This is a genomic window from Streptomyces sp. NBC_01439 (assembly GCF_036227605.1).
Classification (GTDB): domain Bacteria; phylum Actinomycetota; class Actinomycetes; order Streptomycetales; family Streptomycetaceae; genus Streptomyces.
Map to the genome: position 1 here is coordinate 6,202,415 of NZ_CP109487.1, position 13,888 is coordinate 6,216,302.

Below are 13,888 nucleotides of genomic sequence, written 5' to 3' on the forward strand. Positions count from 1 at the left end.
GGCCCGCCCGGCCCGCCCGGCTCTCCCGGGCCTCGTGGTTCCGGTGCTTCCCGTGCTTCCCGTGGTTCTCGTGACCTTCGGCGGCCCGCTCCGCTCGTATCCGCATCGCGCTCACCTGTACTCCGAGAGCCGGCGCCCGATGCCGAGCAGGGCTGCTGCCGCACCGACGACCACCAGGGCCGCGGCGCCCGTCACCAGTCCGCCCAGCGCGCCGATCCCGTCCTGGGCGGCCCGGGTGAACTCCCGCTGCTCGTGGGCGACGGCCTGTTCCAGCGAGGCGTCCACCGTGTCGAAGGCGGCGCCGCTGCTCTCCTTGTGCTTCTCGTCCCCCACGACCTGGGGCAGAGCGGCCTCGTAGTCCCCCTTCAAGTCCGCCTCCCGGGCCGCCGTGTGCCGCTGCTTCCACTGCTTCACGCCGTCCTCGGCCCGGCTGACGGGGTCCCGGCCGGCCGCGTCGTCGGCGAGCCGCAGCGCGGTCGCCAGCCCGGCGTCCAACTGCTTCATGTTGTTCGTGAAGTCCACGTCGTACTTGTCGGACTTCTTGTCCTCGGCCAGTACGGCGCCCCGCGCGATCAGGGTCAGGTTCTCACCGGCCCGTGCCTGGAGGGAGGCGATCCGCGCGTCGTTGAGCACCTTCATCGACTCCTGCCCGTCCGCCCGGGCCTCGCTCAACGAGGACCGTGCCACCGTGTGTCCCACGACGAGCCACAGCAGGACCACCACCGACGCGGCCGTCGCGGCCACCAGTCCGTGGTTGAGGACCCGGTTCGTGTGCCGGTAGTTGCGCCGCTGCGCCCAGACCAGGGCGGCGACCGCGAGCAGGCCCAGACCGATCGAGGCCAGCGGCCAGGACCGGGCGTCGTCGTGGTCGGTGTAGAGCCGCTTGGTCTCCGACTCGTACAGCCGCTGGGCGGCGGGCAGCAGCTGGGTGGTCATCTGCTCGTTGGCGTAACGGAGGTAGGCCCCGCCCAGCGGCAGGCCCTGCCGGTTGGTGGCCCGGGCCTGCTCGATCAGGCCGGTGTAGCGAGGGAGCTGCTCGCTCAGCAGGGTGATCTGCCGGCGGGAGTCCTCGTTGCCGCCGGTGTTGGCGGCCGCGCTCACCAGCAGCTTGGAGGCGTTGGCGATGTCCTTCTCGTACCGCTGGCGGACCTCGCGCGGTTCCTGGGCCCCCAGCAGGAACCCGCTGGAGGAGGTCGTGTCGGCGTCCGCCAGGGAGCGGTAGATGCTCGCCGCGTCCGCGCTCAGCGGCTGGCTGCGGCCCACCACGTCGTCGGCGGCCGCGGCCCGGTCGGAGATCTCCCAGACGCTCACGGTGCCGAACAGCATGATCAGGGCGGCCAGTACCGCGCCGATGATCCGCAGCCGGCCCGGCTCGGTGGTCGCCGCCTCGCGCAGCCGCTCCACGCCCTCCGCCCAGGCGGTCCGCCCGGGCGGCCCGTCGGGCGGCGCGGCCGTCGGCCCGACCGGCGGCACGGAAGCACCGCCCCCGGGTGCGGGCGCGCGTGATGTGATCGCCACCGTGACCTCCCCCTCGGTCCTGTCGTCCTCCAGCCGACGCTGGGAGGTACCCCCTGCGCAGCAGTATGGCCGTAGTGCCGGTCGACCACAGCACCCGGTGCTGGATCCAGGGCGATCCGTCCCTGAGGGCCCCCTTCGTCGCCCCTTCACCGTCAATACGTCCGTATGGGCGCCACGGTTCCAGACCGGACGGTTTCCGGGGCGGGTTCACCTGAAATGGGTACGGAGTTTTTCATAGGCCTCGGGCGGTGCGCCGAGCGCGTCCAGGCCCAGCAGCCCGGCACCGAGCACCGGCGGCGCCGTGATCACGCGGATCCGGGCGCGCGGGGCCCGTTCGGCGAGGCCCGCCGCGATCCGGTCGTTGAGCTGCGGGTGTCCGGCGGCCAGCACACTGCCACCCAGCACCACCGGTACCTCCTGCTCCAGCAGGCCCAGGCGCCCCAGCGCCACCGATGCCATGGCCACCACCTCGTCCGCCTGCCGGTGCACCAGCGACAGCGCCACCGGGTCCCCGGCGGCCGCCACCGCGAACAGCACCGGTGTCAGCTCGTGCCGCCGCGCGTGCTCCACCCGGCCCAGGTGCATCGCCTCGATCAGCGAGGCCATCGACGGGTGGCCGAAGTGCGCGGGCAGCGCCCGGGCCAGCTCCGTCGGCCCGCCCCGCCCGTCCTCGGCCCGGGCCGCGAACCAGAGCGCCTCCTCGGCCAGTCCGCCCCCACCGCCCCAGTCTCCGGAGATCCGTCCGATCGCGGGGAAGCGGGCGGTCCGCCCGTCCGGGGTCATCCCGACGCAGTTGATGCCCGCCCCGCACACCACCGCGACCCCGCACGGGTCGGCGCCCGTCGGCAGCCCGGAGCGCAGCAGCGCGAAGGTGTCGTTGTGCACCGCCGTCGCGCGGCCCCAACCGCGGCGCTCGATCTCCCGCGCCAGCTCCTGCTCCTCCACCGGGAAGTCGGCGTTGGCCAGGCACGCCGACACCCGCTCGGCCCACGGCCCGGCCGCGGGGCCGGCGCGCAGCCCGGCGTCGGCCATCGCCCCGGCCAGCACGTCGACGGCCGCGGCCACCCCCGTGCGCGGCGGCTGGAAGCCCCCGGCCTGGCCGGAGCACAACACCGAGCCGTCCGGGGCGAGGAGCGCCACGTCCGTCTTGCTGTTGCCCGCGTCCATCGCCAGCACCGAGGGGAGGGTCACGCCCATGGCAGGTGCTCCTTGTTGTGCGCGAGGAGCCGGTCGGTCAGCCCTTCGGCCAGGTCGAACTGTCCGATGAGGGGGTGTGCCAGCAGTGCCTTGAAGACCCGCTCGCGCCCGCCGCGCAGGGCCGCGTCCAGCGCGAGGTCCTCGTACGCGCTCACGTGCGAGATCAGCCCGGAGAACAGCGGGTCCAACCGGGGCACCGCGAGCGGGACGGGGCCGGATCCGTCGACGCGGGCCTGCACCTCGATCACCGCGTCGTCCGGCAGGAAGGGCAGCGTGCCGTTGTTGGACGTGTTGACCACCTGTACGGCCGGCCCGCCGTCGCCCAGCAGGGAGGCGGCCAGGTCCACGGCGGCCTCGGAGTAGAAGGCGCCGCCCCGTTTCGCCAGCAGCGCCGGCTTCTCGTCGAGCGCGGGATCCCCGTACAGGGCGAGCAGTTCGCGTTCCATCGCCGCGACCTCGGCCGCCCGCGAGGGCTTGGTCCCGAGCTCCCGGACCACCTCGTCGTGGGCGTAGAAGTAGCGCAAGTAGTACGAGGGCACGACGCCGAGCCGGTCCAGCACCGCCCGGGGCAGCCGCAGGTCCCCGGCGACGGCCCCGCCGTGCGCGGCGAGCAGGGTCGCCAACAGGTCCTCGCCGTCCGGGCCGCCCCGGCGCACGCCGAGCTCCCAGGTGAGGTGGTTGAGGCCCACGTGGTCCAGGTGGATGTCGGCCGGCGCCAGGTCCAGCAGCGCCGCGAACTTCCGCTGGAGGCCGATGGCGACGTTGCACAGACCGACGGCCTTGTGCCCGGCCCGCAGGAGGGCCCGGGTGACGATCCCCACCGGGTTGGTGAAGTCGATGATCCACGCGTCCGGGTTGGTCCGCCGGACCCGCTCGGCGATGTCGAGGACCACCGGGACCGTGCGCAGCGCCTTGGCGAGCCCGCCCGCGCCCGTGGTCTCCTGACCGACGCAGCCGCACTCCAGCGGCCAGGTCTCGTCCTGCAGCCGGGCGGCCTGCCCGCCGATGCGCAGCTGGAGCAGGACCGCGTCGGCCCCCGAGATGCCCGCGTCGAGGTCGGAGGTGGTGGTGATGCGTCCGGGGTGGCCCTGCCGGGCGAAGATCCGCCGGGCCAGGCCGCCGATCAGCTCCAGCCGTTCGGCGGCCGGGTCGATCAGTACGAGCTCGCTGACGGGCAGGGTGTCGCGCAGCCGCGCGAAGCCGTCGACCAGTTCGGGGGTGTAGGTGGAACCGCCGCCCACCACTGCGAGTTTCATCGTCAGCCTTTCACGCCGGTCAGGGTGACTCCCTCGACGAACGCCTTCTGGGCGAAGAAGAAGAGGACGATCACCGGGGCCATGACCAGTACGGTCGCGGCCATCGTCAGGTTCCAGTTGGTGTGGTGCGCCCCCTTGAAGGACTCCAGTCCGTAGCTGAGGGTCCAGGCGGCCGGGTTGTCGGAGGCGTAGATCTGCGGGCCGAAGTAGTCGTTCCAGGCACAGAAGAACTGGAAGAGCGCGACGGCGGCGATCCCGGGCCGGGCCATCGGCAGGACGACGCGCAGCAGGGTGCGCACCTCGCCGCAGCCGTCGACGCGGGCCGCGTCCAGGTACTCGTCGGGGATGGTCAGCAGGAACTGGCGGAGCAGGAAGATGGAGAAGGCGTCGCCGAAGGCCATCGGGACGATCAGCGGCCACAGGGTGCCCGACAGGTCGAGCTGCTTCGCCCAGAAGAGGTACATGGGGATGACCACCACCTGCGGCGGCAGCATCATCATGGCGATCACGAGGAGCAGCGCGAGTCGCCGCCCGCGGAAGCGGAACTTGGCGAGCGCGTACGCGACGGGCACGGAGGAGACCACGGTCAACAGGGTGCCGAGTCCGGCGTACAGGAGCGTGTTGCGCCACCAGGTCAGGAAGCCCGGGGTGTGCCACACCTTCGCGTAGTTGCCCCATTCCCAGGTGTCGGGCCACAGGTCGCGGGTCAGGGCCTGCCGCTCGCCCATCAGGGAGGTGAGGAGGAGGAAGACGAAGGGGAGGACGAAGAAGAGGGCGGCGGCCACGCCGAGCGAGTGCACCCCGACCCAGTGCAGTACCGCCTTGGAGGATCTCCGTCCGGTGTGCGCGCTGCTCATTCACCTGCTCCGATCAGACCGCCACGGCGCCGCATCAGGAGCGCGGTGAAGGCCATGGAGAGGGCGAACAGGACGAGCGCGACGACGCACGCGGTGCCGTAGTCGAAGCGCTGGAACCCGAGGTTGTAGACGAGCTGGGGCAGCGTCAGGGTGGACTTGTCGGGATAGCCCGGCTCGAACTGTTGGCCCGAGCCGCCGATCACCCCGGCCGCGACCTTCCCCGCCACCAGCGGCTGGGCGTAGTACTGCATGGCCTGGATCACCCCGGTGACCACGGCGAACATGATGATCGGCGAGATGTTGGGCAGGGTGATGTGCCGGAACCGCGCCCACGCGCCGGCCCCGTCCAGCTCCGCGGCCTCGTACTGCTCCTTGGGTACGTCGAGCAGCGCGGCCATGAAGATGACCATCAGGTCGCCGACCCCCCACAGGGCGAGGGCGGTCAGGGCCGGCTTGGACCAGTCGGCGTCGGTGAACCAGCCGGGGGTGGGCAGTCCCACCGCGTCCAGCAGGGTGTTGACGGGGCCGGTGCCGGGGTTGAGCAGGAAGACGAAGGCCAGGGTCGCGGCGACCGGCGGGGCCAGGTAGGGCAGGTAGAACAGGGTCCGGAAGATCCCGACCCCCGTCTTGATCTTCGTGATGAGCAGGCCGATGCCGAGGCCGAAGGCGACCCGGCAGGTCACCATCACCAGGACCAGCCACAGCGTGTTGCGCATGGCCGGCCAGAAGAGCGGATAGTCCGTGAAGACGTAGCTCCAGTTGTCGAGGCCGTTGAAGGCGGGCTGACGGAAGCCGTCGTACCGCGTGAAGGAGAAGTACAGGGTGGACAGCAGCGGGTAGAGGAAGAAGACGGCGAAGCCGATCAGCCAGGGGGACAGGAAGGCCGTGGTCCGCAGGGCGGAGCGCCGCCGCTTCGCGCGCAGGGGGTGGGCGCCGGTCATCGGGCTACTTCGCCTTCGCGATGTCCGTGTCGATCTGCTGGTCGGTCTTGGCGAGACCGGCCGGTACGTCGCCGACGTCGCCCTTCTCGACGGCGTACGCGAAGTCCGTGAAGGTCAGCTGGTAGGTGCCGCCGTCGGCCTTGGCCGGGGTGGTGCTGGACTTCGGGTGCCGGGCGATGTCGAGGAAGGTCTTGAACTCCGGGGTCACCTGCAGGTCCGGGGAGTCCAGGGCGCCGAACGTGGACGGGATGTTGTGGATGGCGTTGGCGAAGGCCACCACCGCCCCGGTGTCGGTCGTCATGTACTTGACCAGCTCCCAGGCGGCGTTCTGCTTCTTGCTGCCCGCGGCGATGCCCATGATCGTGCCGGAGAGGTAGCCCTTGCCGTAGTCGTCGGCCTGCTCGTCGGGCACGGGCAGCGGCGCGGTGCCGATCTCGAAGGAGACGCCGGCCTCCTTCGCCATCGGGGCCCGCCACTCGCCGTCGATCTGCATGACCACCCGGCCGGTGTGGAAGGGGTGTTCGGCGCTCCACTCGTCCCCGAAGGTGTTGCGGAACCGCTCCAGCTTCTCGTAGCCGCCGAGCTTCGCCACCAGGTCCTTCTGCGCGGTCAGCATCTTCGCGAAGGCCGGGTCCGCGGCCAGAGCGGACTTGCCGTCGGGGGTGAAATAGGTGGGGCTCCACTGGGCGGCGAGCCGCATGGGGGTGGTCTCGTAGCCGTGGAAGGTGGGCATCAGGCCGACCTGCTCGTACGAGTCGCCCTGGGGTTTGGTGAGTTTCTGCGCGACCTCGGCGAACTGGCTCCAGGTCTTGGGGGGTTCGGTGATGCCGGCGGCCGCGAAGGCGGTCTTGTTGTAGACGAGCCCGTACGCGTCGTGCAGCAGCGGCAGCGTGCACTGGTTGCCTTCGAACTGGGTGTACTCCAGCAGGGTTTTGGGGAAGACCTTCGTCTTGTCCACGCCGGACTTCGCGAGGAAGGGGTTCAGGTCGGCGAAGGCGTGGGAGTTGCAGAACGTGCCCACGCTGTCGGTGGTGAAGGAGGAGACCACGTCGGGGGCCTTGTCCCCGCCCGCCCGCAGCGCCTGGTTGACCTTGTCGTCGGTCATGTTGCCGGTGACCTTGACCTTGATGTTCGGGTGCGCCTTCTCGAACCGGGCGATGTTCTCCTCGATCGCCTTGGTCTCGCTCGGCGCGGACCAGCCGTGCCAGAAGTTGAGGGTGACGTCCGCCTTCGGGTCGTCGGAGGCGGTGTCCGCGCCCTGGCCCGTACAGGCCGTGGCGAGGGCGGATATCGCCGCGAGGACGGCGGTCGCGGTGGTCAGACGTCCGGTTCTGGGCATGGCGGGGCTCGCTCTCTGCAGGAGGAACTTCCGTGGGGGGGTGCCGGGTGGGGGTGGCGGTGGCGGTGAGCCGTGCGGGGGTGCCGGGGTGAGGGGTATGCGGTGCGGGGGGTGCCGGGGTGAGGGGTGCGCGGTGCGGGGGAGGGCGCGGACGGCAGGCGGCGGGCGGGTTCAGCCCGAGGTGTCGAACACTTCGTCCCGGGTGGCGGCCAGCGCGCTCTCCAGCGCGCCGTGCAGGACGGGCCGCTCCCGCACCTCGCCGGGGACCAGTCGGGGCCGGGAGGGGGCCAGCTCGGCGAGTTCGGCCTCCAGCAGCGCGCGCAGCGGCTCGCCCCCCGCACTGATCGCCGCCCCGGACAGGACCACGATCTCCGGGTCCAGCACGGCGACGACCGAGGCGAGACCGGTGGCCAGTGCGGTGGCGTACGCCTGGAGGAACGTCAGCTGCGCTCCCTCGGGGGCGGCGGCGGCCCGTGCGAGCAGGGCGACGGCGGCGGCGACCTCCGGTCCGTGCGCGGCCCCGGGGGCGTTGGGTGCCCCGGGGGCGTCCGGCGGCTCCACGCCCAGTTCCGCGGCGAGTCGGGGGAGTCCCTCCACACCGGCCAGCTCCTGGTACCCGCCGGAGTTGGCCCGGGTGACCTGCCGGGCCAGGGGGCGGCCCGGTACCGGCAGGAAGCCCACCTCGCCGGCGCCGCCGGTCCAGCCCCGGTGCAACCGGCCGCCCAGTACCAGTGCGGCGCCGAGACCCTCCTCGTTCCACAGCAGGACGAAGTCCTCGTGGCCGCGGGCGGCCCCGAGCCGCTGCTCGGCGACGGCGGCGAGATTGACGTCGTTCTCGTACTCGACGGGCATCGGCAGCGCCGCCGCCAGCTCCTCCAGGAGGGTGGGGGAGTGCCAGCCGGGGAGGTGGCTGGCGTAGCGCAGGCGGCCGGTCTGGGGGTCGAAGGCGCCCGGCGTGCCGATGACCACCCGGTGCAGGTCGGTGCGGTGCAGTCCGGCGGCCTTGACGGCCCCGCCGAGGGCCTCGGTCACCTGGGCGACGGCCTCCGCGCCCTCGGTGTAGGGGACCTCGTGGGTGGCGACCACCGTGCCGGTGAGGTCGGCGACGGCCGCCAGGACCCGCTCCGGTGTGACGTCGAGGCCGCCGACGTGGGCGGCGCGCGGATTGATCGCGTAGAGCTGGGCGCTCGGGCCGGGGCGTCCGCCGTCCGTGCCGGTGGCCACGACGAGCCCGACCGCTTCGAGGCGGGCGAGCAACTGCGAGGCGGTGGGCTTGGACAGTCCGGTCAGGTGTCCGATGCGGGTCCGGGACAGCGGGCCGTGCGTCAGCAGGAGTTCGAGTGCGGCCCGGTCGTTCATGGCGCGCAACAGGCTGGGCGTTCCGGGCGTGGCGGCGGGCATCGAGCGGCTCTCCCTCACCGAGGCGATCTGTTAGGTAAGTTTCCTATCACCTGTTGAAGTGTGTCAATGCCGCTGCCCCGCAGGCCGTGTCATTTCACGGATGACCTGCGGGGCAGCGGGGCGAGCGGGGCTCGTGCGACGTGTGGCTACGCGGCTACGCGGCTACGCGGTCACTTGGTGATCCGCGGGCCGGCCGGCGGCGGGATCGGGGCCGTGGCCAGCGACTGCGGGGAGGCCGGGTTCGCGAGGGCGGACGGCGCGGCGACCGAGGCCGACGGGTCCGCCGGGGCCTCCTCGTCCTCGTCGGGCGCCGGCATGCCGCCGATGATCCGGATGCCCGCGGCGTCGAAGGCCTCCTTGATCCGCCAGCGCAGCTCCCGCTCCACCGCGAACTGCTGGCCGGGCATGGTCTTGGCCGACACCTTCACGGTCATCGAGGCGAGCAGCACCTCGTCCAGGCCCAGCACCTCCACCGGACCCCACAGGCGCTCGTCCCACGGGGACTCCTTGGCCATGGCGTCCGCGACCTCCTTGACCACCTCGCGGATCCGGGACAGGTTCTCCGAAGGCTTGACCTGGACGTCCACGCCCGCGGTCGCCCAGCCCTGGCTGAGGTTGCCGATCCGCTTGATCTCGCCGTTGCGCACGTACCAGATCTCGCCGTTGTCCCCGCGGAGCTTGGTCACGCGCAGTCCGACCTCGATGACCTCGCCCGAGGCCACGCCCGCGTCGATCTTGTCGCCGACGCCGTACTGGTCCTCCATGATCATGAAGACGCCGGACAGGAAGTCCGTCACCAGGTTCCGGGCACCGAAACCGATCGCCACACCGGCCACACCGGCACTCGCGAGCAGCGGGGCCAGGTCGATCTTCAGGGCGGCCAGCACCATCAGTGCGGCCGTACCGAGGATCAGGAACGAGGCCACCGAGCGGAGCACCGAGCCGATCGCCTCCGAACGCTGGCGCCGACGCTCCGCATTGACCAGCAGTCCGCCCAGGGCGGTGCCCTCCACCGCCTCGGCGCTGGTGTTCATCCGGGTTATCAGCTTGGTCAGCGCCTTGCGGACCGCCGAGCGGATCACCGCCGCTATCACGACGATCAGCAGGATCCGCAGGCCGATGCTCAGCCAGGTGGCCCAGTTCTGCTCGATGAAGCTGGCGGCCTCGGTGACGCTCTCCTGCGCCTCCTTGACCGATGCGGGCGCGTCCGGAACGTCGGCTGCCAACGGCAGCAGAGCGGCGGGCCAGGGCACGACGGGAACCTCCAGGTGTAGCGGTCTGCCCGCGGAACCGGGGGGAGCCCCCGGACGGATCCGGGGACATGCGGGACAGACCAACCACACTAACGGGGCAATCCCTTCACCTTGGTGCCGTGTTCGAGGGAGAGACCAGACTCACCTGGGGATGACTGACTGTGGTTGAAAACACCTCGGACCCGTTACGGGCGAGTGGTGGCGTTTCGATTAGCCGTAAGGAGAGACTGGAGAACAGATCGTCCCGGCGCGAGCCACGCGCCGCCGGCGTACAAGGAGGCAGTCCGTGCCGCACGTCCTGGTCCTCAACGCGTCGTACGAGCCCCTCGGCGTCGTACCGCTCCGCCGCGCGCTCGTCCTCGTCCTGGAGAACAAAGCGGTCTCCCTGGAGGAATCCGGCGCCTATCTGCACAGCGCGACAAGGGTCGTCCCCGCGCCCAGCGTGGTACGGCTCAAGCGCTTCGTGCGGGTCCCCTACCGGGGGCCCGTTCCACTCACCCGGCGCGCACTGTTCGCGCGGGACGGCGGTCGCTGCATGTACTGCGGCGCCGTCGCCACCAGCGTCGACCACGTCATTCCGCGCAGCCGGGGCGGACAGCACGTCTGGGACAACGTCGTCGCGGCGTGCCGGCGCTGCAACCACGTCAAGGCCGACCGGCACCTGCTGGAACTCGGCTGGCGGCTGCGCCACCAGCCGGCCCCGCCGTCCGGGCTGGCGTGGCGGATCATCGGCACGGGGCACCGGGATCCTCGGTGGATGCCGTACCTCCAGCCGTACGGGGCCGAGGACGCGCTGGAGCGGATCGGGGTCGCGGCCGGTTAGCTCCGCAGGGCCGCCGGTTCCGTGTCGGGTTGTGCCCGTCGCGGACCTGCGGGCCGGCCTCCCGGGGCTCCGCCCCGGACCCCGCGCCCCAAACTCCCCCGGCTACCGCCGGGAGGTGCCCCCGGGCGGGGCCGGGAGGGCGGGGCCGGGGCGGCGGGGCTACGGGGTGACCGCGTAGGCCTCCGCCGACCAGAGCGAGCAGCCGTACTTCGTCGCGCGGGTCTCGCACGTGATCCGCAGGAAACGGGTGTCCGGGGCGTCCATCCGGAGCGACTCGCGGCCGCCCCGGGAGGCCTTCACGGTTGCCGCCGGGCGCCAGGTCACCCCGTCCGCGGAGGTCTCCACCCGGTACGCCGACGGGTACGCGTCCTGCCAGTGCAGCTCCAGCCGCCCCACCCGCGCCGGGGCGGGCAGTTCCGCCCGCCACCACGCGCCGTCCACCGCCGGGGACGACCAGCGGGTGGCCGCGGAGCCGTCCACGGCCGCCGAGGCCGGGAAGTCGGGGGTCTCGTTCGCCGAGGACGTCGCCCGCGCGGTCCGCAGCAGATCGGGGCCGCCGGTACGGGGCACCGCACGCACCGTCAGGGTGCGTGACTCCCCGTCGAAGGTCACCGGCACCTGGTAGCTGCCCGCCGGGGTGCCCGCGGCGACCGTGACCTCCAGCGGGATCGACACCTGGCTGCCCCGCGGGGCCACCGCGACCTGCGGGAGGCGGACCTCGATGCCCGCCGGCGGCTTCGCCGACAGCGGGCCGCGGACCTCGCCCGGACCCAGCGCGGACAACGTCGCCGAGACCCGCTGCGCGGCGCCGCCGATCTCGGCGTCGGCCGCGGCCCCGTCCGCCAGCTCGAACCGGGCCCGCGGGCCGTCCCCGAACCACGGCACCACCTGGTGCACCGCGGGCGCGGATCCGGCCCAGGACAGGCGCACCGCGTCCGCCTGCAGCCCCGCCGTCTCCACCTGGGTCCAGCCCGAGGCCGAGGCGTCGGCGACCTTGCGCCAGCCCTCGCCGGGTACGTGCGCCTCCACCGCGGCGCCCCGCGCCCCGGCGGGGAACGGGTCGGTCATCACGGTCACCGCCGACACCGTGCGCGGGGCGTCCAGCCGTACGGTCCAGGCCTCGGCCTCCTTCGTCACCGTGCCGGTCTGACGGGCGGCGCCGGTCCAGGCGTCGGCCTCGGCCACCGCCTTCGTCAGGAACGGGTCCAGGACGGCCTTGTCCACCCGGGCCGATCCCGGCTTCGCCAAGGTCGCCCGGACCTCGGCCAGGGCCCGGGAGGCCTTCCAGGCGGCCGCGCCGTCGCCGCGGGCCTGGGCCTGCAGGACGTCCACCGCCAGCTCGCCCGCCGTCCCGTAGCGCGCCAGGCGCTCCAGCCAGGGACCCGCCTCGCCCGACAGGGCCGGCAGCCGGTCCTTGGCCTCGCGCAGGACCGTGAACGCCTTGCGCAGCTCGGTCCCGGCCGCAGGGTCGCCCGCGGCGCGGGCCTTCCAGAACTGCTCGACGAGCGGCTTCAGGTACGCCGACTCCTCCTGCTTGAGCCCGGACGACGTGGTGTTCCCGGCGAGCGCCGCCATCGCCTGGCGCGCGCTCGGGTCGGCGCCCGTCAGGTCCCGCACCGCCGCCGCCCAGGACTCGCCGGGCCGGTAGCCGCGCGGGTTCCACGCGAAGTCCGCCGCCGTGAAGAGCGGGATCCGCGACAGGGTGCCCTGCGGCATCGCGTTGGCCAGCAGTGCCGCCGAACCGCCCGCGACCGCCGGCTCGCGGCCCGCGTACGGGCCGAGGAAGATCCGGCCCGGATCCCAGTCGTTCACCGGGTAGTTGTCCATGGTGATCAGCGGGTGCCCCAGGGCGGCGCGCGCGCCGGCCAGTTCCTTGCCCGTGATCGTGCGCGGCACCACGCCCACGCCCGTCCAGGCCACCTCCACCCGCGGGTCCAACGCACCCGCCAGGGCCGTCCGGTAGGTGGTGGCGCCCTCCTGGTAGTACTCCGTCGGCAGCAGCGACAGCGCGGGCGCCCCCGGGTAGCGGGCGGCCAGGTGCGCCGCCAGTCCTCCCGCGACCTCGGCGTGCGCCTTCGCGGCGGCCGCCGGGCCCTTCCCGTACCGCTCCCGGTCGGCCTTGCAGCCCCACTCGGAGTAGCTGACGTCCTGGAACTGCACCTGGAAGGCGCGGAAGCCGAGGTCCCACATCGCGTCCAGCTTGCGCGCGAGCGCCGCCCGGTCGGCCTCCGAGGACAGGCACATCGACTGCCCGGGGGTCACCGCCCAGGCCAGGACGACCTGGTTGGCGCGGGCCCGTTCGGCCAGCGCACGGAATTCCGCCTGCTGCTCCTGCGGGTAGTCCTGGCGCCAGCCCGTCGTGCGGTACGGGTCGTCGCCGGGGGCGACGAGCAGCCGGTTCTGCTTGGTGCGGCCCATGAAGTCGAGCTGGGCGAGGCGCTGTTCCTGGGTCCACGGCTGCCCGTAGAAGCCCTCGGTTATCCCGCGCACCGGCGCGGCCGGCCAGTCCCGCACCAGTACGCCGGGCATCTTCCCGCCGCCCGCCGCGAGCAGTTGGCGCAGCGTCTGCGCCGCGTGGAAGAGTCCTTCCGCGCCTATGCCGGCCACCGCGATCGTGTCCCGGCCGGCGTGGCGGCCGGCGGCCAGCCGGTACCCCCCGGCCGGCAGGTCCGACGGGGCGGCCGCGCCCAGCGCCCGCAGCGCTTGCTCCGCGTCCGCGTCCTGGAGCCGTACGACGGTGCCCCGTGCGGGCAGCGGTGCGCCGGGGGCCGACTCGTGGACGGTCCGTACGCCCGCCGCGCGCAGGGCGTCCCGCACCACCTTGACGGCGTACGGGTCGGCGCCGGCCCCCGCGACCAGTACGGCCTCGGTGCCCAGCGGCAGCTCGCGCGCCGGATCGGCGGTCATCGACTGCGGCCGCGGCCACACGGCGGGCCCCTCGGTGGCGGCCCGCGGGGCGTCGGCTCCCGGGTCGAGCACCGGCCCGGCGGCAGCGGACACGGGGGTCGCTCCGGGGCCCGCTCCGGGCGCCGCTCTGTCCGGTGTGGTGGGCGCCGCGAAGGTCCCGGGTGGCGCGGAGGACACGGCACCGCCCAGCAGCGTGCCGATCACCGCCACGGCGGCGGCGGTGTTCCGCCCCTTGCCCCTGAGCCGCACAGAGCCTCCTTGTCCCGAGTCGTCCCCCACTCGTACGAATGAGCCTGAGCCCACCATCCGTGCGGCGGGAGTGTCAATGCGAGTGGGTGATCTGCCCCGGATGCGACAGGAATGCGGTGCCTCCGAGTGGGTATGGACGCGGTGTTC

10 protein-coding genes are annotated in these 13,888 nt (G+C 73.0%); 1 reads left to right on the plus strand and 9 read right to left on the minus strand.

The features are described 5' to 3' along the window. Positions 1 to 111: 111 nt before the first annotated feature. The 8 genes from OG207_RS28040 to OG207_RS28075 all read right to left on the minus strand — a co-directional run bounded on the left by OG207_RS28040 (position 112) and on the right by OG207_RS28075 (position 9,762). On the minus strand, positions 112 to 1,518 hold the full coding sequence (locus tag OG207_RS28040; RefSeq protein WP_402695053.1) for a hypothetical protein: 1,407 nt from the start codon (positions 1,516 to 1,518) through the stop codon (positions 112 to 114). A gap of 207 nt (positions 1,519 to 1,725) precedes the next feature. Beyond that, positions 1,726 to 2,715: an N-acetylglucosamine kinase gene (locus OG207_RS28045; RefSeq protein ID WP_329101988.1), complete on the minus strand. Its 990-nt coding sequence runs from the start codon at positions 2,713 to 2,715 to the stop codon at positions 1,726 to 1,728. Further along, a complete protein-coding gene (locus OG207_RS28050; protein WP_329101990.1) occupies positions 2,706 to 3,971 on the minus strand; it encodes a 6-phospho-beta-glucosidase in 1,266 nt (421 codons plus the stop codon). Before OG207_RS28050 ends, OG207_RS28045 begins: the two co-directional genes overlap by 10 nt. 2 nt (positions 3,972 to 3,973) lie before the next feature. Next, positions 3,974 to 4,828 (minus strand): carbohydrate ABC transporter permease, encoded by an 855-nt coding sequence (locus tag OG207_RS28055; protein WP_329101992.1) that lies wholly within the window; start codon positions 4,826 to 4,828, stop codon positions 3,974 to 3,976. Continuing rightward, the gene (locus OG207_RS28060; protein ID WP_329101994.1) at positions 4,825 to 5,769 is read right to left on the minus strand and encodes a carbohydrate ABC transporter permease; all 945 of its coding nucleotides are present in this window, start codon (positions 5,767 to 5,769) and stop codon (positions 4,825 to 4,827) included. The genes OG207_RS28055 and OG207_RS28060 overlap by 4 nt, the downstream gene beginning before the upstream one ends. Before the next feature lie 4 nt (positions 5,770 to 5,773). Then, the gene (locus OG207_RS28065) at positions 5,774 to 7,108 is read right to left on the minus strand and encodes an ABC transporter substrate-binding protein (protein WP_329101996.1); all 1,335 of its coding nucleotides are present in this window, start codon (positions 7,106 to 7,108) and stop codon (positions 5,774 to 5,776) included. 171 nt (positions 7,109 to 7,279) lie between these two features. Continuing rightward, positions 7,280 to 8,509 carry an ROK family transcriptional regulator gene (locus OG207_RS28070; protein WP_329101998.1) on the minus strand — a complete coding sequence of 410 codons (1,230 nt, stop codon included), beginning with the start codon at positions 8,507 to 8,509 and terminating at the stop codon, positions 7,280 to 7,282. Positions 8,510 to 8,679: 170 nt separating this feature from the next. After that, on the minus strand, positions 8,680 to 9,762 hold the full coding sequence (locus OG207_RS28075) for a mechanosensitive ion channel family protein (protein ID WP_329102000.1): 1,083 nt from the start codon (positions 9,760 to 9,762) through the stop codon (positions 8,680 to 8,682). Positions 9,763 to 10,048: 286 nt separating this feature from the next. Here OG207_RS28075 and OG207_RS28080 point away from each other — a divergent pair, with 286 nt between their 5' ends. Further along, positions 10,049 to 10,585 (plus strand): HNH endonuclease, encoded by a 537-nt coding sequence (locus OG207_RS28080; protein ID WP_327385376.1) that lies wholly within the window; start codon positions 10,049 to 10,051, stop codon positions 10,583 to 10,585. A 159-nt stretch (positions 10,586 to 10,744) separates the two neighbouring features. Here OG207_RS28080 and OG207_RS28085 read toward each other — a convergent pair whose 3' ends face one another. Beyond that, positions 10,745 to 13,741, minus strand: a complete 2,997-nt coding sequence (locus OG207_RS28085) for a beta-N-acetylglucosaminidase domain-containing protein (RefSeq protein ID WP_329102002.1) — start codon at positions 13,739 to 13,741, stop codon at positions 10,745 to 10,747. Between the last annotated feature and the right edge of the window lie 147 nt (positions 13,742 to 13,888).